The sequence below is a fragment of the Nocardia sp. NPDC004860 genome (genome assembly GCF_040609015.1).
Taxonomy (GTDB): domain Bacteria; phylum Actinomycetota; class Actinomycetes; order Mycobacteriales; family Mycobacteriaceae; genus Nocardia.
Window position 1 is genome coordinate 51,178 of sequence record NZ_JBEXJI010000038.1, and the last position, 25,724, is coordinate 76,901.

Here is a 25,724-nt window from a genome sequence, read left to right on the forward strand (position 1 = left end):
GATACGCATGCGTAACGGTAAAATGCTGCCCATGCTAAACACCGCGAACTATCAGCCGGTATCCCGCGGCTGGTTCACGTCGTCACGTACCAATAACGGAAATCAGTGCGTGGAGGTTCGATTCGACGGTGATGCGGTGCTCATCCGCGACAGCAAGTACCGGCGCAATCCGGAACATCGCCTTGAAGACGAGCCCATCATCACCGTCGCCGCGACCGAATGGATGACATTCCTGGCCGCAGTGCTGGGCCGCCACTCCGTCCGCACCGCGCTCAGCGCGGAGACCGGTGCGGACGGCCACACCACCCTCCGGCACCGCGACACCACCCTGATCTACACCCCCGGCGAATGGCGCGCCTTCGTCGACGGGGCCCGGGACGGGGAATTCGACCGTCAGCCGCAAAGCGTCTAGCCACCGAACAGTGCAGTGTTGCGGCTCGGCCGTCGGAGGTCGAGCCCGGTGGTTCGCGGCGCGTTACGAGACTTTCAGCGCCGCGAACCCACCCGGAGCGAAGCGGAGGGCAAAATAGGCACTGTGACTTCGCAGCTGACGCCTCCTTCCGGTATCGACCTGTCCTTCCGTGACGCGGACGTACGGGCGCAGGACGACCTGTTCGCGCACGTCAACGGCAAATGGCTGGAGAGCTACGAGATACCGGCCGACCGGGCGGTGGACGGTGCTTTCCGCACGCTCTACGACCAGGCCGAACTGGATGTGCAGAAGATCATCCAGGACGCCTCGGCGGCCGATGCCGCGCCCGGCACCGAAGAGCGCAAGATCGGCGATCTCTACAACAGCTTCATGGCCGACGAGGCCATCGAGGCGGCGGGCCTGACCCCGATCGCCGAGGAGCTGGCCGCCGTGGCCGGCGTCGCCGACCGTTCGGACTTCGCCGCGCTCATCGGCCGCCTGCAGCGCACCGGCGTGGGCGGCGCGCTGGCCTTCTATGTCGACACCGACGACAAGAACTCCGCCCGGTACCTGGTGCACGCCACCCAGTCGGGCATCGGCCTGCCCGACGAGTCGTATTACCACAAGGACGAATACGCGGAGATCCGCGAGAAGTACGTCGCGCACATCCGCCGCATGTTCGAGCTGGCCGGATTGGACCATGACGCTCAGCGGGTTTTCGAGCTGGAAGCCAAGCTGGCCGCGGGTCACTGGGACGTGGTGCGCCGCCGGGATGCCGAATTGAGTTACAACCTCACCACTTTCGACGCGCTGGCCGCCGAGAACCCGGAATTCGACTGGACCGCCTGGACTTCCGCGCTGGCTGCGGGTCTGGATCGCTCCGGTGCGGAGCTGTTCGCGGAACTCGTCGTGCGCCAGCCCGATTACGTGCGCACCTTCGCCCAGCTGTGGGCCTCGGAATCGCTGGTGGACTGGAAGGCCTGGGCGGCCTGGCGGGTGGTGAAGGCCCGCGCGCCGTACCTGACCGCGGAGCTGGTGGAGGCCAACTTCGACTTCTACGGCCGCACCCTGACCGGCGCGCAGGAGAACCGGGAGCGCTGGAAGCGTGGCGTCTCCCTGGTGCAGGACCTGCTGGGCGAGGCCGTGGGCAAGCTCTATGTGGCCCGGCACTTCCCGCCGGAGGCCAAGGCCCGCATGGTCGAGCTGGTGGCGAATCTGCAGGAGGCCTACCGCCGCAATATCTCCGAGCTGGAGTGGATGGGCCCGGACACCCGGCAGGCCGCGCTGGCCAAGCTGGAGAAGTTCACCCCCAAGATCGGCTACCCCGAGGAGTGGCGTGACTACGCCGCGGTCACCGTGGATCCGGCCGACGTGGTGGGCAACTACCGCAGTGGCTACGCCGCCGAGCACGACCGCGATCTGAACAAGCTGGGCGGCCCGGTGGACCGCGGGGAATGGTTCATGACCCCGCAGACGGTGAACGCCTACTACAACCCGGGCATGAACGAGATCGTCTTCCCGGCGGCCATTCTGCAGCCCCCGTTCTTCGACATGAACGCCGACGACGCCGCCAACTACGGTGGTATCGGCGCGGTCATCGGGCACGAGATCGGCCACGGCTTCGACGATCAGGGCTCCAAGTACGACGGCGACGGCAATATGGTCGACTGGTGGACCGAATCGGACCGCACCGAATTCGGCAAGCGCACCAAGGCTCTGATCGACCAGTACAACCAGTTCTCCCCCAAGGACCTGTCGGCGGACCACAAGGTCAATGGCGAGTTCACCATCGGTGAGAACATCGGCGACCTGGGCGGTCTCTCGATCGCCCTGGAGGCGTACCGGATCGCCATCGAGGGCCAGGACTCCCCCGTCCTCGACGAACTCACCGGCCTGCAGCGGGTGTTCTTCGGCTGGGCGCAGGTGTGGCGCACCAAGGCACGCACCGAGGAGGCCATCCGCCGCCTCGCCGTGGACCCGCACTCGCCGCCGGAGTTCCGTTGCAATGGCGTGGTCCGCAACCTCGACAGCTTCCACGAGGCCTTCGATGTGCGGCCGGGTGACGAGCTCTATCTGGACCCCGCTGAGCGCGTGAAGATCTGGTAGCCCGGACCGGGCCCTCGCCGAGGTGGCGGGGCCCCGGCCGGCTAACGCAGGCGCTCTTCGGTTTCCGCGTCGAAGAAGAAGAGTTCGTCCTGCTTGGGCGTCAGGAGCAGACGGTCGCCCAGCGCGACCTGGAAGCGCCGATCCACCCGCGCGACGACCCGGCCGGAGCGGCTGGACCATTCGTCGGCCACGCCGTGCGAGTAGACGAACGACTCCGAGCCGAGTTCCTCGAGCAGCTCCACCTCGACCGCGAGCGCATTGCCCGCATCGGTGGTGACCTCCCAGGATTCGGGCCGGATGCCGACGATCACGTTCTTGCCGTCGATATTGTGCGGCAGGGGAATTCGCAGGTCGTTGAGCACGGCCGCACCGTCGCGGACCGGCGCGGTCAGCAGGTTCATGCCGGGCGAGCCGATGAACCCGGCGACGAAGGTATTGACCGGATCGTCGTAAAGCTCACGGGGAGCGGCGATCTGCTGCAGCTTCCCGTTCTTCATCACCGCGACCCGGTGCCCCATGGTCATGGCCTCGACCTGATCATGGGTCACGTACACGGTGGTGGTGCCCAGCCGCTTCTGCAGGGCCGCGATCTGCGAGCGGGTCGAAACCCGCAGCTTGGCATCGAGATTCGACAGCGGCTCGTCCATACAGAACACCTGCGGCCGCCGCACGATGGCCCGGCCCATGGCGACGCGCTGGCGCTGGCCGCCCGACAGCCGCGCGGGCTTACGGTCGAGCAGGTCCTCCAGCTCCAGCATGGCCGCCGCCTCGGTGACGCGAACCCTGGTGTCGGCCTTGCTCATACCCGCATTGCGCAGCGCGAACCCCATGTTCTCGGCCACGGTCATATTCGGGTAGAGCGCGTAGCTCTGGAACACCATGGCCACGTCGCGCGAACGCGGCGGCAGGCCGGTCACGTCGAGTCCGCCGATGCGAATGTGCCCGGCGGTCACCGCTTCGAGACCGGCCAGCATGCGCAGACTGGTGGACTTGCCGCAGCCCGAAGGCCCGACCAGCACCAGGAATTCGCCGTCGGCGATATCCAGGTTCAGGTCGTCGACCGCGGGGCCGGGCGCACCCGGATAGGTGAGGGAAACTCCCTCGAACTGCACAGTCGCCATGCCGGCGCTCTCCTTGTCCAATGCTCACGCTGCCGGGGGCCTCCGTGGTTACGCAGGCTGCCGCCTCCGGCCCTGACGTCAGCGTGCGGGTGCGTGTCCTACTTGGGCAGCTTGGGCGTGATCTGCCGGTCGATGATCGTCTGCAGCTGGTTGGCGATATCGCCGAAAGCCGCTGCGGTGTCCCGGTTCTGCAGGCCGATCTGCTCGAGGCCGGTGCCGATGATCTGGTCGCCGCCGGGCACGAACACGCGCGCGTAGTTCTGCGGCTTGGTCAGCGGCAGCTGGTCGATCGCGGTCTTGAAGTTCGGGTTCTTGGCCAGGAAGTCCTGCATGCCCGGATCCTGCTGCGCCGACTTGCGCACCGGCACATAGCCGGTGGCCTGCGAGAAGTACGAGGTGTTGGCGGCATTGGTGATGAACTCGATGAACTTCAGCGCGTTCTCCTTGCGGGCGTCGCTGATCCGCGACGGAATCGCCAGGCCGGCGCCGCCGGTGGTGCAGCCCGCCAGCCCGTTCGGGTGCGGCAGGAAGCCGGTGCCGAACTGGGTCTTGCCCGCGGCATTGGTGTTGATGCTCTTCAAGTCTCCGGTGGAGCCGATGGCCGAGGCGATGATGCCGTTGCCGAAGTCCACGGCGTAGGTGGGCCGGATGCTGGCGTACTTCTTGGTATTGATGGAGTCGCGCAGGTAGTTTCCGGCCTTGATGGTGGCCGGGTCGCTGAACTTCAGCTTCCACTCGTCCGAGTACGCGCCGCCGAAGGTCCAGCACGGACCCTGGAAGGTCCAGGCCAGGTAGTTCTTGGCGTCACCCCAGCCGTGCGCCCACTTGCCGTCGCCCATCACGCTCTGGATCTTCGGGCCCCACTCGTCGAACTCGTCCCAGCTGTTCGGCGTGCGGTCGGGCAGTCCGGCCTTGGCCCAGACATCCTTGTTGTAGTAGAAGATCTGCGTCGAGCGCGAGTACGGCAGCGCCCAGGTCTTGCTGTTGAACTTGTAGTCGCCGACGAAGGTGTCGACGTAGTCGGACACGTTCACCCCGGCCGCGGAGAAGTGGCTGTCCAGTGGCTCGATGGTGCCGTTGAGCGCGTAGTTGAACCACCACACGTCGGACAGGATGACCACGTCGGGCAGTTCACCACCGGAGAGCGCGGCGTTGAACTTGGTCGCGACCTCCTCGTAGTTCTTGCCCGCGTCGACCAGATTGACCTTCAGGTCCGGGTACTTGGCCTGGAACCGGTTGATCAGCTCGGTTTCCTGGTCCTTGGAGGTGCCGGGGTGGTTGGACCAGAAGGTGATGGTCTTCGAGTCACCGCCCTGCGTGCCGCCGCCACCGGATCCGGCGCACGCGGTCAGCGCCGCCGCGCCCGCGGCCGCGCCCGCCAAGCCGAGAAACCCGCGTCGCGAAAGAGCACCACGGCGTGCCGTGAAACTAGCGGGGTTACGTGAATCCGACACAGGAATCTCCTTCTGGGACTTAACCCTTGACCGCACCGGAGGTGAGGCCCTTGATCATCTGGCGCTGGAGCACCAGGAAGACGATGAGGATGGGGAGCATGGTCAGGATGACCCCGGCCATGACCGGACCCCAGTTGGTGACGCTCGGGTTCTCGGTGTTCTGCAGCAGGGTCAGGCCGACCGGCAGGGTGGCCACCCGCGCGTCGTCGGCCATCAGGAACGGCCACAGGTATTCGTTCCACTCGTTCACCAGCGTGACCACCGCGAACGCCACCATGGTGGGTCCGGACATGGGCAGCACCACCCGGGTCAGCAGCCGCCACCAGCCCGCGCCGTCCATCCGCGCGGCCTCGATGACCTCGCTCGGCAGCGACAGGAAGTGATTGCGCATCAGAAAGGTGCCGAAGGCGACGCCGCAGAGCGGAACGATGATGCCCTGGAAGGTGTTTCGCCAGCCCAGCTGGGCGATGAGCGCGTAGTTGGAGATGATGGTGATCTGGTTGGGCACCATGAGCGCCGCGATGATCACCAGGAACACGATGTTCTTGCCGGGGAAGCGCAGGAACACCAGGCCGTAGGCGCTGAGCACGCCCAGCACGAACTTCACCGCCGAGACGATGCCGGTCACGATGATCGAGTTCCGCAGGAACTGCCAGAACGGCAGCGTGGTGGTGGCGTCGTGGTAGTTCGACGCCAGCCAGCGCTCGGGCCAGTAGCTGACCGGCTGGGAGTAGACCTCCGTGTGCGCCATGAAGGAGCGGGTGAGGATGTAGTACAGCGGGACGCCGACGATGATCAGCACGCACACCATGGCGGCGTAGCCGAACACTGTGGCCCACAGTTCCCGATCGCGGAAGGCGCTCAGCGCGTTGAGCCGGTTCACTTCTCGTCCCCTCGGTCCATGATGCGCACCTGCACCAGCGTCACGATGAGCAGCACCAGGAACATGATGGTGGCGACGGCCGCCCCGTATCCGGCCCGCTGGTTCACCCAGGATTCGCGATAGACCTGATAGATCATGGTGGTGGTGCCGGTGCCGATGGGCCCGCCGCGGGTCATCACATTGATGAGGTCGAAGACCTGAAGTGAGTTGAGCAGCACCGTGATCGACAGAAAGTAGGTGGTGGGTCGCAGCTGCGGCAGCAACACCCGGGTGAAGGTGGTCCAGCGGCTCGCGCCGTCGATCTCGGCGGCCTCCATGAGGTCGGTCCGAACCCCTTGCAGCGCCGCCAGATAGATGACGAAGCTGTAGCCCAGGTTCTTCCAGATGTAGGTGACCGTGATCATGAACAGCGCCCAGTGCGGATCCTGTGCGAAGTCGGGTGGGTGAATCCCCATCCGCTCCAGCAGATCCGGGACCAGGCCGAAGCCGGGGTCGAAGATGAACTGGAAGCCGACGCCGATGGCCGCGCCGGAGATGACATAGGGCGCGAAGATGGCGGAGCGGACCACATTGCGCCCGAACAGTTTGCGATCCAGCAGCAGGGCCAGCGCCAGGCCCAGCAGCATGCTGCCGAGGACCGCGGCGACGGTGAAGATCACCGTATTGCCGACGATCTGCCAGGAGTCGTCGCGGCCGAACCACTCGGTGTAGTTGTCGAAACCGACCCAGTTCAGGCTGGTCGCCGAGATGTTCCAGTCGGTGAACGACAGGCGGATATTGTCGACCAGCGGCCGATAGACGAACAGCCCCAGCAGAATCAGGTTCGGCGCGACCAGGACCACGAAGAGCGCATAGTCCTGCCAGGGTCTGCTTCGCCACCCGCGCCCCGGGGGCGTCGGGAGTACTCGTTCGGGCCAAGATCGCACCCGCGCAGCCTTGCGGCTTGGGGCTACCGACTGGTTAATTTCGGATGGAAGATCGCTGAACTGTCGATCGGCGCGCGCCACCGACTGTTCACCGGTCACACCCTCGAGCGGCGCGGACATGCGCCGAATCGTACGACCGCCCAACTTGTTTCGAGACCGAATTCATATGAACGGTCAGCCAACAGCAAGAACGAGTCAGCGCCCCGCCCAAGGGGCGGGGCGCTGACTCCTGGACCTCAGTTCCAGTCGCCCCAGCCGTCGGAGGTGCTGAAGGTGCCGCCGTTGGTGTTCTTGACGATCACCGGGTCACCCTTCTTCACGTTCTCCTGGAACCACTTGGCGTCCTCGGTGGAGACGTTCAGGCAGCCGTGCGAGGTGTCCGAAACGCCCTGCTGCGCAACGCTCCACGGGGCGGCGTGCACGAAGATGCCGCTGTTGGACATGCGGGTGGCGTACTCGACCTCGAGCTTGTAGCCCTGCGGATCGGTCACCGGCACACCGTAGGTGGAGGAATCCATGATCATCTTGCGGTTCTTCTCGCTGATGATGTAGGTGCCGTTCGGGGTCTCGTGATCCTTCTTGCCCATGGAGGTCGGCATGGTCTTCACGACCTCGCCGTTGTGGGTCACGGTGATCTCGTGGGTGGTGTCGTCGGCGGTGGTGATGAACTCGTCGCCGATCTGGTAGGCGACGTCGGTGCCGCCCGCCTGGACGGTCACCTTGGAGCCGGCCGGCCAGAAGTCCTCGGGCCGCCAGCGCACCTGCTTGTCGCCCATCCAGTAGAAGTGGCCGCTCACCTTGTTGGTGGAGGTGATGCGAATCGACTTCTCGGCGGCCGCGTGATCGCCGACCGGGTCCTTGAAGTTGATGATGATCGGCATGGCCACGCCGACCACATCCCCGTCACCGGGGCTGATGTTCGGGGCCGCGAAGTTGGCGGGCGGAATCGGCGCCTTGGCGTTCGGGTCGGTGGGCAGCGAGCCCGGCTCGGGCTGCGGCATGACCGCGGAGGGCACGCCCGGTACCTCCGGTCCGCCCGGCCATAGCGGAGTCGCTGAGGCGGGTGCTGCCACCACTGCTCCGGTCGCCGCGACGGCGGCGAGGGCGATCAGTCCCGTTTTCCGATACCGGGTATGGCGCACAGCTCGGTCCTCTCAGATCCTCGTTCACACGCAGATTGCGGGCACACGTCACCCGCGCAGGTCCCAACCCGCGTCCATTACTACAGCGATCCGTCCGGCAAGCCAATTGGCTTCTGCCAGTTATGCATACCGACTAACCGGTGTGCGCTGCGTCACGGGTCTGCGGGTTGGTTACTCGACTGGCACGAATGCGCCGATGACATCGGCGATTCCCCGAAAGTGACACCGGCGCGGCCGCTTTCGGCGTGCTCACTTCCCGAAACCTGCTTGTGATCGAAATCACTGAGGTCCCTTCAGAACCCGGCGACATCGAACGTGATGGCGCTGCGCGGCCCCACCGTGATGGTGTGCGGCACCGACATCGGCGCGGGCCCGTGCGCGAACCGCGGCGACAACCGCAGCCGCACATCGGTCAATACAGTAGCCAGCACAATGCGAAGTTCGTAATCGGCCAGCGCCGCACCGACGCAACGCCGGTGCCCGCCGCCGAACGGGGCGAACTCGAACGGGCTGTAGCGGCGCTCCAGAAACCGCTCGGGCCGGAACCGCCGCGGCTGCGGCCACACCGCGGGATCGGTGTGCAGCAGGTGCACCGAGATCCCCATGGTGTCCCCCGCCGACAGCGGCACCCCGCGCAGCGTGAAATCACCGGTGAGCCTGCGCAATACGACCGGCACCGGCGGATGCAACCGCAGCGTCTCCTGGCAGACCGCGTCCAGGTAGGGCAGCGCCATCAGTTCGGCCGGGCCGGGATCGCTTCCGGCGGCGTCCACTTCGGCGCGCAGCCGGGCCAGCGACTCCGGTTCCCGGTGCAGCCGGTACAGCGCCCACACCAGCGCGGTCGCCGTGGTCTCGTGCCCTGCCACCAGCAGGGTCCGCAATTGCTCGCGCAGGTCGGTGTCGGTGATGGCGCTGCCGTCCTCGTAGCGGGTGTCCAGCATGAGCGCCAGCAGATCCGCCCCGCCGCCCCCGTCCGCGCGCCGCCGCGCCACCTCGGCGTCGATGAGGTCGTCGAGCCGATCCCGCGCCGTGCTGAACCGCTCCCAGCCGGACAGCCCGAACAGCTTGCGCCGCAATGCCGGAACCAGGAACAGCGTGCTGCCGAAGGACTCCAGGAATTCCTTTGTGACGGTGGTGTATTCGGCTCGGCGCGTGGCATCGTCGATGCCGAACACCGCTGCCAGGATGACCCGCAGCGTCAGTGCCCGCGCCGTCGCCCGGGCATCGATGCGGGTGCCGGGCCGCCACCGGTCCCCGGTCCGCTCCCCGCTCAGCTCGGCCCGAGCCGCCTCGCGAATGGTGTTGCCGTAGGCGCTGATTCGATTGCGGTGCAATGCCGGCGCGAGCAGCGCCCGCTCGCGCCGGTGCCGGCCGTCGCGGGCCAGGATGAGCGAGGCCGCGCCCACCATCGGCTCGATGGGATTGGGCAGCGGCGGTTCCAGCAGGTCCACCGGGGCCCGGAAGAACTCGCGCGCGCCCTCGGGAGTGCCGGTGAAGAGCACCGGTCCCAGGGCCGGCATCCGCACCCGGAAGGGGTCACCGTCGCGTCCGCGCCGCCAGGAGAGATAACGCTCCAGGATGTCGGTGCTCATGGCTGCCTATACGAAATGCCGGACCGCCTCGGTTCGATCTTCCCGGTGCCCGTGGTGTATGCATGGGCACAGAAGTCAAATCTGTTTGTTTCGAAATATAGGACTCGCCCGTGTTGCGTCAGCAGCTTTCCGCCCGGATCGCCCTGCCCGCGATCTCCGCCGCCACCCTGCTGCTCGCCGGCTGCGGGACCACCGTTTCCGGCCATCCCCAGGCCGCCCCCGGCGACATCGTGCTCCCCACCAAGACCCCCGGCGCCACCCCCGGCAAACCCTCCGGCAAGCCCGGTTCGGGTGCGCCCACCACCACCCCGCGCGCCGACCGCGGCGGCAACACCGACTTCCAGGCCGCGATCGGCGACTGCGTGAAGCTCGGTGGCACCACCGACAACGCCAGCATCCAGAAGGCGAGCTGCGGCAGCCAGGACTCCAACTACAAGGTGACCGGCAAGGCCCCGCGCAATGCCCAGTGCGGCAAGGATTCCGACCAGGTCTACTACGAAACCCTCAATGGCATGGAGACCGGCGCCCTCTGCCTGACCATCGACTGGGTGGTCGGCGACTGCATGGACGTCGGCAACGACGCGGCCCACCGCATCCCCTGCACCGCCACCACGGCCACCGAGGGTGTGAAGGTGGTGTCGATCGTGCAGCACAGCAGCAGCGTCGACGACTGTCCCGACGGCGACCAGGGCTACGTCTACGACGAACGCAATTTCGTCGTCTGCGTCAACACCCTCAAATAGCAACCGGGGCGGTGATTCCCGAATCACCGCCCCGGTCAGCATTGTTCGGGGATCAGATCACCGCGTAGCCGGAGCCGATGCCGCCCCGGCCGTTGAGGTCGGCCATGATCGAGCTCATGTTGGTGCCGACCTCGGGGCCGAAGCAGGCCACCGCCAGGTAGGCGTTGACCATGCCGACGAGGGTGGTGCCGACGACGACCGGCGCGCCGGAATCGCCCTCCACCACACACATCTGACTCCAGGTCTCGACATTGGTGTCGAAGACGTCGCCCCAGGAGATGCCGCAGGTATTGCCGGTGGTGCGGCCCTCCTTGCAGACGATCATGGGGAATCCGGGCGGGCCGCCGATTCCGGTGATGGTGACATTGCCGATGCGGTTGACCGGGACGACGCGGTCCGGATCGAACTGGATGACGGCGTAGTCGAGATCGTGGTTGGAGTAGACGAACTGACCGATCTGTCCTGCGGCGCGATCCTTTTCGGCCCAGACCCGGGATCCGGCGTCGCCGCAGTGCCCGGCGGTCAGGCCGACCAGCCGTCCGGCGCCGTCGTGGCCGATGGTGGTCACGGTGCACTCGTACTGATCATCGATGATGATCCCGGAGCCGCCACCGATGACGGCGGGCGCTGCATCGGCGTGAGCGGCTCCGATTCCGAAGAGCGCGGTGCTCAGGGCGATGGCGAAGGCGCCGGTAGCCCCGGCGAGTTTCTTGATCATGTCCCTCCAGACGTCGGAAGCCGCACGAATCTCAACCTGCGGTTACACATCCTGTCAGTATTCGAGCCCGGTTGCCTGTTGTACTGCCACATGTTGCGTAGCCGTGTCCTGCCGGGGTTCGCGGCCGATACCTAGTTGGATGTGGATTACGGAACAATACGGAAAGGCTATCGAATTCCGATAAATTTGTTCCTGCAAATTGTTACCCGGTCGATGTCCACATACATCGTGGATAGTTCGAAACTAGAACAAGTTCTAGATCTCTGCCAGGTTTTTTGCCCCGTAAACCGACCCTGATGTGGCTGTTCACAGCAATACATCGAAAGTGATCCGTCTCTATGACCGGAACCACAATCGGTGGTGTGTTTTTCCTAACTCCGTAGTAGGGTGCGTCCAGCAACAGTCGCCGGAGACGGGTAACTCCGGCGTCGAGAGGGGTAGTCAGTGCAGTTGACCAAGAGCCCGGGGGACCAGGAAAGCCCACCGTCACCATCACGGATGAATGTGGCCGTGGATCGGGCCAAGGCGTACTGGCAGGATCATCCGAAACGGTCGCTGGAAACCGGTGGCCGGATGATGTCGATGGGCGTCGCCGCGGTCGCCGAGCTTTTCATCGCGATCTTCCGTCGCCGCTTCCCCTACCGTGAGTTCATCCGGCAGTGCGCGTTCATGGCGAATGTCGCCGCGGCGCCCACCCTGCTGGTCGCCATTCCGATCGCCGTCATCGTCTCGATTCAGGTCGGATCGGTGGCCGGGCAGGTCGGGGCGACGTCCTTCATCGGCGCGGCCAACGGCCTGGGCATCATTCAGCAGGGCGCGCCGCTGGTCACCGCGCTCATGATCTCCGGCGCCGTCGGTTCCGCCATCTGTGCCGACCTCGGCTCCCGCACCATCCGCGAGGAGATCGACGCCATGAAGGTCATGGGCGTCGATCCCATGCGGCGCCTGGTCGCTCCGCGTCTCGGCGCGGCCATGCTGGTTTCGGTATTGCTCTGCGGTTTCGTGGTTTTCGTCGGCTTCCTGACCGGCTACATGTTCAACATCTTCGTCCAGAACGGCACCCCGGGCTCCTATATCAGTACGTTCTCGTCGTTCGCGATCACGGCGGATCTGGCTGTGGCCCTGCTGAAGTCGCTCATCTACGGCCTGTTCGCGGCCGTCATCGCCTGTGACTCGGGGCTCAATGCCAAGGGCGGTCCCGGCGGCGTGGCCAACGCGGTGAACACCGCCGTGGTCATGTCCGCGGTCATGCTCTTCGGCGTCAACCTGATGATGACGCAGCTGTACAACACCCTTTTCCCCCCGCAGGTGGTCTGAGTCGTGTCAGCTACGTACGTACCGCCGCTGCTGCGGCCGTTCCAACGGATCAAAGGCGCGGCCAACTCGCCGCGTGACTGGCTGGCGCGCATCGGCCACCAGGTGTTCTTCTTCCTGCGCTCGGTCGGCTCCATGCCGCTCGCGTTCAAGCAGTACCCCAAAGAAGTGTGGCGGCTGCTGTCCGACGTCACCTGGGGCAACGGCAATCTCATCGTCGGTGGCGGCACCATCGGCGTGGTGCTGATCCTGTCGGCGTTCGGCGGCATGACCGTCGCCATCCAGGGCTACACCTCGCTGAACCTGCTCGGCCTGAGCCCGCTCACCGGCGCCATCTCGGCCTTCGCCACCACGCGTGAGCTCGGGCCCATGCTGGCCACGGTCGCCTTCGCGGCGCAGGCGGGCTGCCGGTTCACCGCGCAGCTGGGCGCCATGCGCATCTCCGAGGAGATCGACGCGCTGGAATCGGTTGCCATCCGGCCGCTTCCGTATCTGGTCAGCACCCGCATGATCGCGGCCATGATCGCCATCGTGCCGCTGTACTGCGTGGCGCTGCCGCTGGCCTACATCTCCTGCTCGCTGACCGTGTCCCTGGTGGGCGGCACCGCGACAGGCACCTTCCAGCACTACTTCTATCAATTCCTGGTGCCGCACGATGTGCTGTACTCACTGCTGAAGGCGATCCTCTTCGTCGCGATCACCACGTTCATCCAGTGCTACTACGGGTTTTTCGCCTCCGGCGGCCCGGAGGGCGTGGGTGTGGCGGCCGGTCGCGCAATCAAGCTGTGCATCATCGCGGTCGTCTTCGCCGACCTGTTCATGACATTGGCGATCTGGGGCGTGAACCCTGGCATCCGGATCTCGGGATAGGGGGCGCACACGATGATCATCGATCCGAGCGGGCGCGGACCGACGATGCGGCAGTTGCTCATCGCCGGTGCCTGCGGCCTCACCGTCATCGCGGTCGTGCTGGGCTTCCTGTTCGCCCGGTACCGCGGTTATTTCGTCGAAAAGGTCAATGTCACAGCGAATCTGACCACCACCGGTGACGGCCTGCCGGCCAATGCCGACGTGAAGTTCCGCGGCGTGCTGGTCGGCGCCGTCAAGGACGTGTCGGTCGCGGCCAAGGGGACGAAGCAGGAGGTGCACATCGAGATGAAGCCGGAGTACGCCGGCGGCGTCCCGGCCAATGTCACCGCGCGCGTGGTGCCCTCGAACCTGTTCGCCGTCACCTCGGTCGAACTCGTCTACAACGGACCGGATTCCACCCATCTGAAGGAGGGTTCGCAGATCGCGGAGGACACCTCCAAGGGCACCATCGCCCTGCAGGACACCCTCACCACGGTCCGCAATATCCTCAGCAAGATCGATCCGGTACAGCTGGGCCGCGTGCTGGGCACGCTGTCCTACGCGCTGGACGGCAGCGGCCGCATGCCCGGCTCCACCATCGAACGCGTCGACCGCTGGCTGGAGGGCGTGCGCGGGGCGGTGCCGAATGTCGGCGGCTTCCTCGACGACTTCTCCTCCTCCTTCCACGCGCTCAACCAGTCCGCGCCGGAACTGATGGGCGTGCTGTCGGATTCGGTGAAGACCGCGCAGACCATCTCCGATCGCCGGGCCGAGCTCACCGCGCTCATCTCCGGCAGTGAGAACACCATCGACAAGGTGAATGGGCTCTTCGCCCGCAACCCCAATGTCGGCAAGGATCTGACCACCGGGACCAGCGCCATGTTCGGCGCGCTGTCGGACAACCCGGACGCCATTCCGCAGGCCATCGCGAACCTGAACGAATCGGTGCGCAAGCTGGGTTCGACGTTCCACTGGGGTCCGCAGAACCAGATGATCTGGAACATGGGCCTCACCTTCACGCCCTACAAGCCCTACACCCGCGACGACTGCCCGCGCTACGGCGACCTGGCCGCTCCGAGCTGTGGCACCGCGCCGCTCACCTCGGATCCGGGCACGCTGCCGGAAGCCATGCGGCCCAGGGCCATCGACGCCGCCAAGGACCTGCCGGTCACCGCGCCGCCGCCGGGCTTCCCGCTGATCCCGGGCCTCACCGCCACGGGTACACCCACCGACACGCCGAGCGACGGCGCTGCGAAGCCGGGTAACGACCCGCTCGCGGGCACGCCGCTGCAGGGGCTGTTCCCGAACCTGGCGCCGGCCGCTCCGGCTCCGGCCGCCCCGGCGAGCCAGCCGGGTTCGGTGCCCACCGGTGGGAACATCGCCCTGGCCGGTGACGACGCCATCACCGCCCTGCTGGGCCGGCGTCCGACCGCGGCCGAGTACCTGCTGTTGAGCCCGATCCTGAAGGGTGCGACCTTGCAACTGAGCCAGAGCGAGGCCGGCCGATGAGCGTTCGTAAGCCGCTGATCGGTTTCGGCATCTTCGCGATCGTGTCCATCCTGGTGACCGCGGTCATCTGGAATACGCTCGCCCGCACCGTGAAAGGCGATACCAACACCTACACCGCGACCTTCAGCGATGTCCTGGGCCTGCGTGCGGGCGATGACGTCCGGATGGCCGGGGTGCGGGTCGGCAAGGTCGAGAAGATCGAGCTGGACAAGAAGAACCAAGCCGTGGTGACCTTCATCGTGCAGCGCGATCAGACGCTGTACGGGGATACCAAGGCGCTGGTCCGGTACCAGAACCTGATCGGACAGCGATATGTCGCGCTGAACCCGCCCGCCGCGGGCAAGCCGCACACCGGCGACCATGTGGTGCTGAAGAACAACGGTGCCATCCCGCTGGACCGGACCGAGCCGTCGTTCGATATCTCGGCGCTGCTCAACGGTTTCCAGCCGCTGTTCCAGGTGCTGCAGCCCGAGCAGGTGAACAACCTGTCCAACACCTTCATCCAGGCGCTGCAGGGTGACAATGTGTCGCTGAGCGCGTTCATCACCCAGGCCGCGTCGGTGGCCTCGGACTTCGAACGCCGCGACGGCATCCTCTCCGACGTGATCACCAACCTGTCCGGCGTGATGTCGGGGCTGGCCAAGCGGGGCGACGAGCTGGAGACGCTGGTCACCCAGACCCGCGCCCTGATCGGCGGCCTCTACGCGCAGGGCCAGTCGCTGCAGGCGTCGACGGTCCAGATCGCCGATGCCACAACGGCTCTGGTGGGGATGTTCGGTTCCATCCAGCCCAAGCTGGTGCTGGCGCAGAACGCCACCCACGACGCGCTGGCGCTGCTGCTGTCCAATGGCGCCAAGCTCGACCAGGCGGCGGTGGACCTGCCCGGCATCCTCTCCGACGTCGGCAAGTTCACCCAGAACGGCGCCTACGCCAATGCCTACGTGTGCAGCTTGGACGTCTCGCTGTACGGCATCCTCTTCCCGCGCGGTCTGTTCTCGCAGATCGGCGGCAACTCCCACTCGGCGGTGTGCCGGCCATGATCTCGAAACTCAAGAACCGCTTCAGCACCAATCGCAATTTCTGGCTCGGCGTGCTCGGCGTGGCGGTCATCGTCGCGCTGCTGCTGGGCTCCACCCTCTACAAGACGGTGGGTGTCGGCACACAGAGCATCAAGGCCGAGTTCGTGCAGACCGCCGGCGTCAAAGTCGGTGACAAGGTGGACGTCTCGGGCGTTCCCGTCGGCACCATCTCGGGCGCCGAGCTCGAGGGTGACCACGTGCTGCTCACCCTGAACGTCGACAAGGACGTGAAGCTCGGCCCCGATGCCAAGGCGTCGATCAAGATGGCGACCCTGCTGGGCGCGCGCTACGTCGACCTGATGCCCGGCGACGGCTCCGGGCTGAAGGGCAACCGGATTCCCAAGTCCAACACCGTGGTTCCCTACAACCTGGCCGATGTGGTGCAGGAGGGCACGCCCAAGTTCGAGGAGCTCGACACCAAGAAGCTCGCGGATTCGCTGAATCTGATCAACCAGCAGATGGGCGACACCCCGCAGATGACGGTGCAAGCGCTCGACGCCATCGGCGCGCTGGCCAAGACCATGAACAACCGCAAGGATCAGGTCGACCAGCTGCTCAAGGATCTGGACAAGGTCACCAGGATCCTCGGCGACAACCGCAACAGCGTGCTGCTGGTCATCACCCAGGGCCAGGCCATCGCCGACCGGGTGATGCAGCGTCAGAACCTGTTGAAGACGTTGCTGGACAACATCGCAACGCTCACCGGGCAGCTGCAGCAGATCGGCGCGGACAACGACAACAAGTTCGGCCCGACCCTGCAGCAGCTCAACACCATGGCCGACGGTCTGCAGAAGAACAAGGACAACCTGGATCGGCTGCTGTCGATCATGCCGCCGGCCATCCGGCAGTTCAACAATGCCTTCGGCAACGGCAACTACGGTGAGGTCGCGCTGCCGTGGCTGTTCCCGGACAACTGGTTGTGCTTCGCGCAGGTGAACGAGGGGTGCCACCAATGACATCGACTGTTGCAGAACAAAAGAAGCGCCTGCTCGGCCGAATCGCCAAGGCGGCCATGATCGGCGCCGCGGCATGGGCCGTGGGCTCCTGCTCCATCGTGCCGCTCGGGGTGAAGGACGCCGCGGGGCAGACCCAGCACTTCACCGCGGACTTCCTCAATATAGCGGGCATGTTCGAGGGCAACCCGATCACCGTGCTCGGGCTCGAGGTGGGCCGGGTCGACAAGATCATTCCGAAGGGTCAGTACGTCGAGGTCCACATGACCGTGGACAAGGGCGTCAAGATCCCGAAGAACGTTCAGGCCGCACTGGTTTCGCCGTCCATCGTGACCGACCGGCACATCGAGCTCACCCCGCGCTACACCGGCGGTGACACCCTGGCCGACGGCTCGCACCTGACCACCCAGCAGACCAAGACCCCGGTCGAGCTGGACACCATGATCAAGACGATCGACAGTTTCGCCGCCGCGCTCAAGCCCGAGCCGGGACAGGAAGGCGTCGGCCCGCTCTCGGGTCGCGTGCTGTACCCGATGATGAACGGCAACGGCGAGAAGATGCGCGATGTGCTCAATGCGCTCTCGGGCGCCTTGAAGACCGGCGTCGACAACAAGGACGCCATCTCCACCATCATCATCAAGCTCAACGAGCTGACCACCATGCTGGCCGAGAACGACGACTCGGTGCGCGGTTTCAGCAACAAGATCACCCAGATGACCGGTCTGCTGGCCGATCAGGCGCCCGGTCTGCAGGGCACGCTGGATCAGCTGAATGCGTTCCTGGCCAACACCAGTGGCGCGTTCTCGCAGTATTCCGATCAGCTCAACGGCACCCTCACCGGGCTCACCAATGTCACCAACCAGCTGCGCGCCAACGCGGCCGGCGTGACCGAGGTGGTCGACGTGGCCCCGCTGCTCATGCAGAACCTGGACCGCTCGGTCAACCGGCAGGGCAACTTCATTCGCCTGCACGGCCTGATCGGTACCGCGCTCTCCGGGGAGATCGTGAGCCTGTTCTGCGAACGCATCCAGATGAAATCGGATGGCTGCCGCACCGGGAAAATGGAGGACTTCGGACCCGACTTCGGTCTGATGGCGGCGATGCTGGGGATGACCAAATGAGTAATCGCTTCTGGAAGGATCTGCGCGCGGGCCGCTCGGCCCGCCGGGCGGTCGTCGCCATCGCGGTCTCCGCGACCGCGGTCGTCGCCTCCGGCTGCGGCATCACGGTGGAGAGCCTGCCGCTGCCCAAACCCGGTCCGGGTGCCAACACCTACACCATTCACGCGACCTTCGACAATGCGCTGAACCTGCCCGACCAGGCCAAGGTCAAGGTCGGTGGCTCCGACGTCGGCGTGGTCACCAAGATCACGACCAAGGACTTCAAGGCCAATGTGGACCTGGCCATCCGCCAGGACATCGAGCTGCCGGCCGGCAGCACCGCGGAACTGCGCCAGGCCACCCCGCTCGGAGACGTCTTCGTGGCGGTATCCATCCCCAAGGCCGAGCCCGGCATGCAGCTGCTGAAGAACGGTGACCGGCTCACCAACACCTCGGCCGGCGCGACCGTCGAAGAACTGCTGATGTCGGTTTCGTTGCTGTTCAACGGCGGTGGCATCGCCAGCCTGTCCAAGCTGACCTCGGAGCTGGACTCCATCGTCGGCGGCCGCGGCGACCAGGTGGGTCACGTCATCACTCAGCTGACCAGCGTGATGACCAGCCTCAACACCAACAGCTCGCGCATCGACAACGTGCTGGCCGGATTCAGTGCGCTGGCCAACACCATCGAGGCCAACCACCAGCAGCTGGGTCAGGTGGCCGACAGCCTGCCGGGCATGATCGGCGCCATCGCCGAGAACAACCAGGCCCTCGGTGATCTGCTCACCAAGATCTCGACAACCAGTGCGGCACTGGGCGATTACGCCAACACCACCTCGGACTCGCTCAGCAGCCTGCTCGACAATGTGAATCAGCTGATGAGCGCGCTGTCCCGGACCGATCAGAGCCTCGGTCCCGCTCTGGACGCCCTGCACGACATCCGGCCCAAGGCCGACGCCTCGTTCAAGGGCGACACCCTGGCCGTGGCCGCGACCCTTTCCATGCTCGACATCGGCCTGCTCACCGATCCGGCCAACAGCAAGTTCCCGGATCTCAAGGACCTCAACGACTTCGGGGGCAGCCTGATCCAGGTGCTGCAGATCATCTACGGCCGGATCAACGGGGGACACCGATGAACTGGGTATCGCGACACAAGAACCTGGTGTCCAATTCCGCGCTGGTGCTGATCCTGCTGGTGGGCGCGTCCTACCTGCTGATCAGCGTGATGCGGGTGAATCCGCTGCGCGAAACCTACACGGTGACGGTCAATCTGGACCGATCCGGCGGGCTGCAGAGCGGCAATGACGTGACCCTGCGCGGCTACCGTGTCGGCAAGGTCCTCGACATCAAGCTCATCGACAACGGCGCGGCCATCGCGGCCACCGCCGAGATCGACAAGAAGTACTCGATCCCGGCCGACACCCAGGTGTCGGTGGGCGCGCTGTCGGGCGCGGGCGAGCAGTACATCGACTTCCGCCCGAACACCGATCAGGGCCCGTTCCTGCGCAGCGGTTCGGTGATCCAGTTCGACGCCAACAAGGTCAAGACCCCCACCCCCGTGTGGTCGGTGCTCGACAATGCCAGCGCGCTCATCGCCCAGGTGGATCCGGACAAGTTCAGCGTCATCCTGACCGAGCTGGACACCGCCCTCTCCGGCGGCCCGGACCAGCTGCGCTCGCTCGTCGACGGCCTCAGCCTGGCCACCAACGGCCTGGACAACCTGCTCCCCCAGACCACCAACCTGATCAAGAACCTCCAGGCCATTTCCGGCACCACGTCGCTGGCGCAGCCGGATCTGGGTACGCTGACCCGTAATTCGAGTGTGTTGTTCAATCAGTTCAACGACGCGAATGCCGAACTCCAGAAGATCCTGGAGCAGGCGCCCGGTCAGATGCAGGCCCTCGGCGCGGTGCTGGACAAGACCGCCGACCCGATGACCAGCCTGGCCACCAACTTCGCGGCCATCACCAAGGCCGCGCAGCTGCGCACCCCGGCGCTGCGGGCATTGTTCCCGTCGCTGGTGGTCGGTACCTCCGCCATGGGCGTGCCGGCGCACGACGGTGAGTTCTACACCATCGTGGACATCTGGCCGCGGTCCTTCTGCGACTACGTCACCAAGAAGGTGAACCCCGCCGTAGCGACCGAGAACACCTTCCCGAAATGGGCGAGCTACTGCCAGAACCCACCCCAGGACCAGCAGATCCGCGGCTCGGGCAACGCACCGCGACCGGACGTGCCCAACAATGGCGCGCTCCCGCCCGCGGGTTCGGATCCGAACGAGCGGACTCTGCCGCCGGTCAAGTGAGTGCCGCCCGCCGCTCTCAGGAGCAGCGGGCATACTCGCTGACGAAACCTATACGGTGCGTCCGCAGCGCACCGGGAAAGTGATCGAATAGATGTCGGACGACGCTGCCCAGGACAAGAAAACCGAAGACGATTCCATCGCCGAGGCCGATGCCCAGGGCAGCGCCGAACAGGCCGCCGAGAAGCCGGAGTTGACGAAGGACGCCGAGGGGGCCCAGCCCGAGCCGGAAGCGAAGGCCGAGCCGGAAGCGAAGGCTGCCGAGCCGGAAGCGGATTCGGCCGCACCGGCCGCGAAGCCGGAACCGGCGGCCGCCGCGCCGCCGGCGAAGTCCGAGTCCGCGCTGGTCTCCAAGGTCGCGGTGCCGATGATCGCGCTCATCGCGCTCGGTGTGCTGCTGGTCGCCTCGCTGGCGGGTCTGGGCGCGTTCTGGTGGCAATCGCACACCAAGAGCAACGAACTCGCCGACCGTGACTCCGCCGCCAAGGCCGCCTGTGATTTCGCGCGTGCGGTCTCGGTCTACGACCAGTCCTCGTGGAACGATTTCGCCCCGCGCGTGCAGGCGCTCATCACCGGTGAGTTCAAGCAGATGTTCGACCCGATGGCCGGCGACGTGAAGGACATCCTGTCCAGCGCACACGCCAAGTCCTCGCTGAACGTGCTGCGCTGCGGCTGGGAATCGGGCGATGCCAACAAGGCCTCGGTCCTGGTGAGCCTGACCCAGACCTCCACCAACGACTTCCACGCGAAGCCGATCGTGCTGACCATCCCGACCTACGTCGAGATGGAGAAGCACGACGGCAAGTGGCTGGTGTCGAAGTTCCAGCCGGTCTACGCCGGTGACGAGAACCCGCTGTTCCCGGGCGGAACCGGCGGCGGCGATCAGCAGGGCGCCCAGCCCTCCGGTCAGCCCGCGCCCGCCACCACCGCGGCGCCCAAACCGGGTAACTGATCGGGATATCCCGAGCACGAGAAAGGGCCCGCCCCCGGAAGTATCGGAGGCGGGCCCTTTTCATGTCGTCGCAGGTGAACGGGTATGCGGGGGTGGTCAGAACAACGTGAGTGCCTCGGCGGCAGCCGGTTTGGCGGCCGTGGCCCGGCGGCGCGGGGTCGCGGCGGCGGAATGCGCGGAATGCATGGTGGCGCCGACCTTCTCGGCCGATTCCGTCTCGCCTCGGTCCAACCCGCTGGGTGCGGTCACCGGGAGCGGCTCGGTCTTGGGCTCCACGATCGGGATCGGCGCGGTGGGCGGATCGAAGGGCACCGGTTCGTCGCCGTCGGGATCGGTGGCGACACCGGTCGCGGCCACCTTCCGCGCGGCCTGACCGGCCAGCGCGTCCGCCTGCTCGTTGAAGTAGTTGCCGACGTGCCCGCGCACCCAGCGGAACCGGACCGGGCCGGGCCGGGTGGCGATGGCGCGGTCGATCTGCTGGATCAGCTCGAGATTCTTGACCGCGCCGCCGGTGGAGGTCTTCCAGCCATTGGTGCGCCAGCCATGGATCCACTCGGAGGCGCACTTGATGGCATAGAGCGAATCGCTCTCGATGAGCAGGGGTTCGGCGTCCGGATGGGCCCGGACGGCCTCGAGGAGGGCGCGTAGCTCCGCGATCTGATTGGTGCCCGAGGGCGCACCGCCGCTGGCCGCGCCGCCCGCATGATTGACCCAGGCCCAGCCGATCGCGCCGCCCGGGTTGCGCAGGCATGATCCGTCGGTGCTCACGATGATCATGCGGCCTACCCTACGCGATCCGGCCGACAAGATCGGTGCCGTGGAATTCCTCTATCTCCCTGCGCAATTGCGATTCGGTCCGGCGGACGGTGGCCTGCACCATCGCGGCCAGCATCTTCGAGAGCAACTTGCCGGTGAGCCCGCGCGGGGCCCAGTACTCGGTTTCCGAGGTCAGCACCGCGCGGCCGTACCCGAGGGGGTCGAAACGCAGGGTGATGACACAGAAGTTGGAGCATGCCGACGCCGGCTTCCCCTTCCGGCGTCGGCGGAGTGTGTATTCGATGACCGCGTTGCGGCGGTAGTCGGTGATCTCACACTCGATCGTGGGATGCCACGGGCCGACCCTGAGGGTCGCGGCGAAGACGGCTCCGGCACCGTGGTCGGAATCCCCGATCGGTTCGAAGGCGACCACGCCGAACGCCCAGTCCGGCACGAACTGATGATTGTCCGTGTATGTGAACGCGACTTCCACCGGTGCGCCGACATCACTCGCGTACTTGAAATGGCCCATAGGCTGCTCCCTGTCCCACGGCTGCCTTAAAAGTACTACAGCAATCCTATTTATTGAGCGAACTCGTCCAATCGGTCCGTTATGTACTCGGCGATGGGCAGGGCGGAGGTGGCCGCCGGGGAGGGGGCATTGAGCACGTGAACCGAGCGCGGCGTGTGCTCGAGCAGGAAATCGTGGGCCAGCGCGCCGTCCCGCAGTACCGCCTGGGCGCGGATGCCCGCCTCCCGCGGCAACAGATCGGCGACGGTCAGCTCGGGGCAGTAGCGACGGCATTCGGCCAGGTAGCCGCGCTTGAACAGGGAGTTGCGCATTTCCCGCAGCCCGGTCCGGACATTGGCGGCGGCCACCCGGTGAAAACCGCGGTAGCCCAGGATCTCCCGGGCGTCGCGGACATTCACGCTGCCCTTGCGGTAGCCCTCGCGGGCCAGGCCCAGCACCGCATTGGGCCCGACGGTCAGCGCGCCGTCGATGGTCGGGCTGAGATGGACGCCCAGGAACGGCAGTTCGGGATCGGGGATCGGATAGATCAGGGTGTTCACCAGATCATTGCGCTCGGGCGGCAGCTGGTAGTACTCGCCGCGGAAGGGCACGATGCGCAGATCGATGTCCAGACCCGCCAGCCGGGCCATCCGGTCCGCCTGCAGGCCCGCGCACACCACCAGCCGCCGGGCCTGCCAGCTGCCGGCCGGGCCGGAAACGGTTACCGCTGAGTCGGTTTCGGTAATGGCGGTGACCTCCGCGCCGAGCACGATCTCACCACCGGCCGTGCGCACCTCCTGCGCCAGCGCCCGGGTCACCCTGCCGTAGTCGATGATGCCGGTGCTCGTCACGAACAGCGCCCCGACCCCGGTGATGCGCGGCTCCCGCCGCCTCAGCTCGGCGGCGTCGAGCAACTCCACCTCGACGCCATTGGCGACGGACCGCTCGTAGAGCGCGAGCATCCGCGTGTGCTCGGCGGTATCGGTGGCCACCAGCAGTTTTCCGCACACCCGGAACGGAATGTCGTGCGCCGCGGCGAATTCCTTGGTGAGCCGCGCGCCGCGCACGCACAGCCGCGCCTTCAGGCTGCCGGGCTCGTAATAGATGCCCGAGTGGATGACCCCGCTGTTGTGCCCGGTCTGGTGCAGGCCCAGCTGCCCGGCCTTCTCCAGCAGCAGCAGGCTCGCCCCCGGATGGCGTTCGAGCATGCGATGCGCGGTGGCCACCCCGACGATGCCGCCGCCGATCACGCAGTAGTCGTACACACCGGAAGTCTCACACAGCGACGGTGGCCGAGTCTTCCCCTGCCGTGCGGGCGTCCGTCTCGTGTGCGTGCGTGTCGGTGGTGTCGTGCGCGGGAGTGCCGGTCGCGGCGGCCGGGACCGGATGGCGCGCGATCTGCAGGCCGTAGTCGCCGATCGCGGGGTCCGACAGGGTCAGCGTCACGTCGCCGCGGCTGTCCACATCGGTGCGCAGCCGGGTGGTGGCGCTCGGGTCGCCGTTGATGCCCAGCTGGTGCCCGAGCGGCGTGTTCAGCAGGATATCGGCGAACGTGGCGAAGACATTGGTGTCGACGGTGAGCGTCGCCGTGTGCTGGGCCGCGGCCACCTGCGCGCCCACGTAGGCGGTGCCGAGCCGGAACTGACCGCCCAGCGGGCGGGTCGCCTCGGCCGCGGTGGCGGCGCCGGTGCCCGGAGTGCGGGCCGGAATCACCTGCACGAAAGCGGGTTCCGTGCCCCGGTTGGTGAAAAGTGAAGTCAGAGCGACCTTCTCGGCGACCGGCTCGGCGGGCTGGACGCCCGGTTGATCGGCTCCGCGCGGGCCGAGCTCGACGAGCGCCGGATGGTTGCCCGGCGCGCCCATGGCGAGTCTGCCCGGCTGCTGGGCCATTTCATTGGCGATGTACGAACCGGCGGCGACGGTCAGCCCGATGCTGGCCATGCTGGCGGTGACAATGGCGCTGTAGCGGAACACCTGGGCCGTACGCCGGGTCGACCGGGCGGCCTGCGTCGCGAGTTCATGCGACATGACTAGGTGCGTTCCTTTCCCTCTCCCCTGGCCCCCTGCGCCCGTCCGTCCCCTGGTGCGTGGACGGCGCGACGACCCGCACCATTGAAAGTCGTACGCGCGTCCAGGTTACGGTGGCGGCGGGTAACACACGGCCCCGGTGAGAGCAGGATCACATCGGGGAAAGGTTGGGCATCAACAGGTTTTCCCCGCCGAAAGACTGGGTAAAAACCTGGTAGCGGCGAGCGCCAACTCGACTGCCATCGAAGAGACCTCCGGCCAATGGCGTCCGGTCGGCACCAGGCACGGCGCACCCAGGCTGGCGCTCGCTCGCTCCTCCTCGGGGAGCAGTGGTGATCCCAAGGGCCGGACCCTTGGAAACCCGTTCCGCCGAGAACGAAGCCCCTATGGGAATTGGGGATTTCTGGTCGGAGGCCGGGATAGGCGGCGGGTCAGTCGAACTGACCCGCCGTTCGGCCGCTTCCGGGGGGACCGGCGAAAGCCTGGGCCAGGCCCAGCCATTCGCGGGCGTCGGCGCCCACCACGTCCAGGCCGAGATCGTCGAGATGCCGCCGCTGGGTGACCAGCTGGCAGAAGTCCAGGGCGGGACCGCTGATTCGTTGCGCGGCCTCGGCCGGGCCCCAGGTCCAGGCGCTGCCGTCGGGCGCGGTCAGTTCGATCCGGAACTCCTCGGCCGGCACGGACTTGCCATGCGTCAGGTAGGCGAAGTTGCGGGTCCGCACCCCGATGTGCGCGATATGCCGCAGGCGCGCCGTGGGTTCGCGGGTGACGCCGAGCGTGTCGGCCACGTCGTGCCCGTGCGCCCAGGTCTCCATCAGGCGGGCGGTGACCATGGAGGCCGGGCTCATGGGCGGCCCGAACCACGGCAGCTTGGTGCCTGCCGGAACCGTGCGCAGCGCCTCGACCAGGGCCGTGCGATCCTGTCGCCAGGTCGCGAGCAGTTGTGGCGCAGGGGTTTTCGCGCCCTCCTCGGCGGCCTCGTCGACGAAGGTGAGGGCCTTGGGCAGCGCCGCCTGCACCAGCTTGTCGAACTCGGCCGGGTCGGTCGCGGACACCGTGGCGACCTGATCGGTCCAGTTCAGGTGGGCGATCTGATGGGCGATGGTCCAGCCGGCGGCGGGGGTGTCGCGCTGCCAGCCGTCCGGATCCAGGCCCGCGATCAGCCGATCGAGATCGGCGCATTCGGCGGTGAAGTCGGCGAGCAATGCCTCGAGGTCGGCCACCGGGCCAGCATCGCAGCCCCGCCGGAAAAATGCAAGCATGCGTGCTTGATTTTC

23 protein-coding genes and 1 pseudogene are annotated in these 25,724 nt (G+C 66.5%); 12 read left to right on the top strand and 12 right to left on the bottom strand.

The window, feature by feature from the left end; translation table 11 throughout:
• Positions 1-31 precede the first annotated feature (31 nt).
• Together ABZV44_RS40675 and ABZV44_RS40680 are read left to right on the top strand one after the other, a co-directional pair.
• On the top strand, positions 32-412 hold the full coding sequence (locus ABZV44_RS40675; protein ID WP_354849089.1) for a DUF397 domain-containing protein: 381 nt from the start codon (positions 32-34) through the stop codon (positions 410-412).
• Positions 413-535: 123 nt separating this feature from the next.
• Entirely contained in the window at positions 536-2,518 is a 1,983-nt protein-coding gene (locus ABZV44_RS40680) for a M13 family metallopeptidase (protein ID WP_354849092.1), read from the top strand.
• Positions 2,519-2,559: 41 nt separating this feature from the next.
• Here ABZV44_RS40680 and ugpC read toward each other — a convergent pair whose 3' ends face one another.
• The 6 genes from ugpC to ABZV44_RS40710 all read right to left on the bottom strand — a co-directional run bounded on the left by ugpC (position 2,560) and on the right by ABZV44_RS40710 (position 9,636).
• The gene (gene ugpC / locus ABZV44_RS40685; RefSeq protein ID WP_354849095.1) at positions 2,560-3,639 is read right to left on the bottom strand and encodes a sn-glycerol-3-phosphate ABC transporter ATP-binding protein UgpC; all 1,080 of its coding nucleotides are present in this window, start codon (positions 3,637-3,639) and stop codon (positions 2,560-2,562) included.
• A gap of 98 nt (positions 3,640-3,737) precedes the next feature.
• Positions 3,738-5,093, bottom strand: coding sequence for an ABC transporter substrate-binding protein (locus ABZV44_RS40690; protein WP_354849097.1), 1,356 nt, complete (start codon positions 5,091-5,093; stop codon positions 3,738-3,740).
• A 19-nt stretch (positions 5,094-5,112) separates the two neighbouring features.
• Positions 5,113-5,904, bottom strand: a complete 792-nt coding sequence (locus ABZV44_RS40695; protein ID WP_354849174.1) for a carbohydrate ABC transporter permease — start codon at positions 5,902-5,904, stop codon at positions 5,113-5,115.
• Between the two features lie 68 nt (positions 5,905-5,972).
• A complete protein-coding gene (locus ABZV44_RS40700) occupies positions 5,973-6,902 on the bottom strand; it encodes a sugar ABC transporter permease (protein ID WP_354849100.1) in 930 nt (309 codons plus the stop codon).
• Between the two features lie 236 nt (positions 6,903-7,138).
• A complete protein-coding gene (locus ABZV44_RS40705) occupies positions 7,139-8,014 on the bottom strand; it encodes a L,D-transpeptidase (RefSeq protein WP_354849177.1) in 876 nt (291 codons plus the stop codon).
• A 323-nt stretch (positions 8,015-8,337) separates the two neighbouring features.
• Positions 8,338-9,636: a cytochrome P450 gene (locus ABZV44_RS40710; RefSeq protein ID WP_354849103.1), complete on the bottom strand. Its 1,299-nt coding sequence runs from the start codon at positions 9,634-9,636 to the stop codon at positions 8,338-8,340.
• 110 nt (positions 9,637-9,746) lie between these two features.
• Here ABZV44_RS40710 and ABZV44_RS40715 point away from each other — a divergent pair, with 110 nt between their 5' ends.
• The gene (locus ABZV44_RS40715) at positions 9,747-10,379 is read left to right on the top strand and encodes a hypothetical protein (protein ID WP_354849106.1); all 633 of its coding nucleotides are present in this window, start codon (positions 9,747-9,749) and stop codon (positions 10,377-10,379) included.
• Between the two features lie 52 nt (positions 10,380-10,431).
• On the opposite strand, the gene ABZV44_RS40720 is transcribed toward ABZV44_RS40715, so the two are convergent.
• Positions 10,432-11,097: a serine protease gene (locus ABZV44_RS40720; RefSeq protein WP_354849109.1), complete on the bottom strand. Its 666-nt coding sequence runs from the start codon at positions 11,095-11,097 to the stop codon at positions 10,432-10,434.
• Between the two features lie 498 nt (positions 11,098-11,595).
• Here ABZV44_RS40720 and ABZV44_RS40725 point away from each other — a divergent pair, with 498 nt between their 5' ends.
• The 9 genes from ABZV44_RS40725 to ABZV44_RS40765 all read left to right on the top strand — a co-directional run bounded on the left by ABZV44_RS40725 (position 11,596) and on the right by ABZV44_RS40765 (position 21,152).
• Positions 11,596-12,414, top strand: a complete 819-nt coding sequence (locus tag ABZV44_RS40725; protein ID WP_354849111.1) for an ABC transporter permease — start codon at positions 11,596-11,598, stop codon at positions 12,412-12,414.
• A 3-nt stretch (positions 12,415-12,417) separates the two neighbouring features.
• A complete protein-coding gene (locus ABZV44_RS40730; RefSeq protein ID WP_354849113.1) occupies positions 12,418-13,281 on the top strand; it encodes an ABC transporter permease in 864 nt (287 codons plus the stop codon).
• A 12-nt stretch (positions 13,282-13,293) separates the two neighbouring features.
• Complete coding sequence (locus tag ABZV44_RS40735; protein ID WP_354849116.1) at positions 13,294-14,769, top strand: MCE family protein; 1,476 nt, start codon at positions 13,294-13,296, stop codon at positions 14,767-14,769.
• Complete coding sequence (locus ABZV44_RS40740) at positions 14,766-15,809, top strand: MCE family protein (RefSeq protein WP_354849119.1); 1,044 nt, start codon at positions 14,766-14,768, stop codon at positions 15,807-15,809. Before ABZV44_RS40735 ends, ABZV44_RS40740 begins: the two co-directional genes overlap by 4 nt.
• Entirely contained in the window at positions 15,806-16,804 is a 999-nt protein-coding gene (locus tag ABZV44_RS40745) for an MCE family protein (protein WP_354849122.1), read from the top strand. Before ABZV44_RS40740 ends, ABZV44_RS40745 begins: the two co-directional genes overlap by 4 nt.
• Entirely contained in the window at positions 16,801-17,922 is a 1,122-nt protein-coding gene (locus tag ABZV44_RS40750; protein ID WP_354849124.1) for an MCE family protein, read from the top strand. Before ABZV44_RS40745 ends, ABZV44_RS40750 begins: the two co-directional genes overlap by 4 nt.
• A complete protein-coding gene (locus tag ABZV44_RS40755) occupies positions 17,919-19,034 on the top strand; it encodes an MlaD family protein (RefSeq protein WP_354849127.1) in 1,116 nt (371 codons plus the stop codon). Before ABZV44_RS40750 ends, ABZV44_RS40755 begins: the two co-directional genes overlap by 4 nt.
• Positions 19,031-20,203 carry an MlaD family protein gene (locus ABZV44_RS40760; RefSeq protein ID WP_354849130.1) on the top strand — a complete coding sequence of 391 codons (1,173 nt, stop codon included), beginning with the start codon at positions 19,031-19,033 and terminating at the stop codon, positions 20,201-20,203. The genes ABZV44_RS40755 and ABZV44_RS40760 overlap by 4 nt, the downstream gene beginning before the upstream one ends.
• A 91-nt stretch (positions 20,204-20,294) precedes the next feature.
• Positions 20,295-21,152 carry a hypothetical protein gene (locus ABZV44_RS40765; RefSeq protein WP_354849132.1) on the top strand — a complete coding sequence of 286 codons (858 nt, stop codon included), beginning with the start codon at positions 20,295-20,297 and terminating at the stop codon, positions 21,150-21,152.
• Between the two features lie 348 nt (positions 21,153-21,500).
• Here ABZV44_RS40765 and ABZV44_RS40770 read toward each other — a convergent pair.
• From ABZV44_RS40770 to ABZV44_RS40790, 5 genes and pseudogenes are all read right to left on the bottom strand, one after another.
• Positions 21,501-21,929: pseudogene (locus tag ABZV44_RS40770) on the bottom strand (ribonuclease H); the annotation flags it as partial.
• A gap of 10 nt (positions 21,930-21,939) precedes the next feature.
• Complete coding sequence (locus ABZV44_RS40775; protein ID WP_354849135.1) at positions 21,940-22,440, bottom strand: SRPBCC family protein; 501 nt, start codon at positions 22,438-22,440, stop codon at positions 21,940-21,942.
• A 50-nt stretch (positions 22,441-22,490) separates the two neighbouring features.
• Positions 22,491-23,684 carry an L-2-hydroxyglutarate oxidase gene (lhgO, locus tag ABZV44_RS40780; protein ID WP_354849138.1) on the bottom strand — a complete coding sequence of 398 codons (1,194 nt, stop codon included), beginning with the start codon at positions 23,682-23,684 and terminating at the stop codon, positions 22,491-22,493.
• Positions 23,685-23,694: 10 nt separating this feature from the next.
• Entirely contained in the window at positions 23,695-24,447 is a 753-nt protein-coding gene (locus tag ABZV44_RS40785) for a hypothetical protein (protein WP_354849141.1), read from the bottom strand.
• A 431-nt stretch (positions 24,448-24,878) separates the two neighbouring features.
• A complete protein-coding gene (locus ABZV44_RS40790; protein WP_354849143.1) occupies positions 24,879-25,670 on the bottom strand; it encodes a TIGR03084 family metal-binding protein in 792 nt (263 codons plus the stop codon).
• Positions 25,671-25,724: the final 54 nt, after the last annotated feature.

What these genes read in the sequence shown, in the direction of transcription:
- ABZV44_RS40675 (WP_354849089.1), top strand. Translation starts at nt 32, where the DNA reads ATGCTAAACACCGCGAACTATCAGCCGGTATCCCGCGGCTGGTTCACG.
- ugpC (WP_354849095.1), bottom strand. Translation starts at nt 3,639, where the DNA reads ATGGCGACTGTGCAGTTCGAGGGAGTTTCCCTCACCTATCCGGGTGCG.
- ABZV44_RS40695 (WP_354849174.1), bottom strand. Translation starts at nt 5,904, where the DNA reads ATGGTGTGCGTGCTGATCATCGTCGGCGTCCCGCTGTACTACATCCTC.
- ABZV44_RS40710 (WP_354849103.1), bottom strand. Translation starts at nt 9,636, where the DNA reads ATGAGCACCGACATCCTGGAGCGTTATCTCTCCTGGCGGCGCGGACGC.
- ABZV44_RS40720 (WP_354849109.1), bottom strand. Translation starts at nt 11,097, where the DNA reads ATGATCAAGAAACTCGCCGGGGCTACCGGCGCCTTCGCCATCGCCCTG.
- ABZV44_RS40725 (WP_354849111.1), top strand. Translation starts at nt 11,596, where the DNA reads ATGAATGTGGCCGTGGATCGGGCCAAGGCGTACTGGCAGGATCATCCG.
- ABZV44_RS40735 (WP_354849116.1), top strand. Translation starts at nt 13,294, where the DNA reads ATGATCATCGATCCGAGCGGGCGCGGACCGACGATGCGGCAGTTGCTC.
- ABZV44_RS40740 (WP_354849119.1), top strand. Translation starts at nt 14,766, where the DNA reads ATGAGCGTTCGTAAGCCGCTGATCGGTTTCGGCATCTTCGCGATCGTG.
- ABZV44_RS40745 (WP_354849122.1), top strand. Translation starts at nt 15,806, where the DNA reads ATGATCTCGAAACTCAAGAACCGCTTCAGCACCAATCGCAATTTCTGG.
- ABZV44_RS40750 (WP_354849124.1), top strand. Translation starts at nt 16,801, where the DNA reads ATGACATCGACTGTTGCAGAACAAAAGAAGCGCCTGCTCGGCCGAATC.
- ABZV44_RS40755 (WP_354849127.1), top strand. Translation starts at nt 17,919, where the DNA reads ATGAGTAATCGCTTCTGGAAGGATCTGCGCGCGGGCCGCTCGGCCCGC.
- ABZV44_RS40760 (WP_354849130.1), top strand. Translation starts at nt 19,031, where the DNA reads ATGAACTGGGTATCGCGACACAAGAACCTGGTGTCCAATTCCGCGCTG.
- ABZV44_RS40765 (WP_354849132.1), top strand. Translation starts at nt 20,295, where the DNA reads ATGTCGGACGACGCTGCCCAGGACAAGAAAACCGAAGACGATTCCATC.
- ABZV44_RS40775 (WP_354849135.1), bottom strand. Translation starts at nt 22,440, where the DNA reads ATGGGCCATTTCAAGTACGCGAGTGATGTCGGCGCACCGGTGGAAGTC.
- ABZV44_RS40785 (WP_354849141.1), bottom strand. Translation starts at nt 24,447, where the DNA reads ATGTCGCATGAACTCGCGACGCAGGCCGCCCGGTCGACCCGGCGTACG.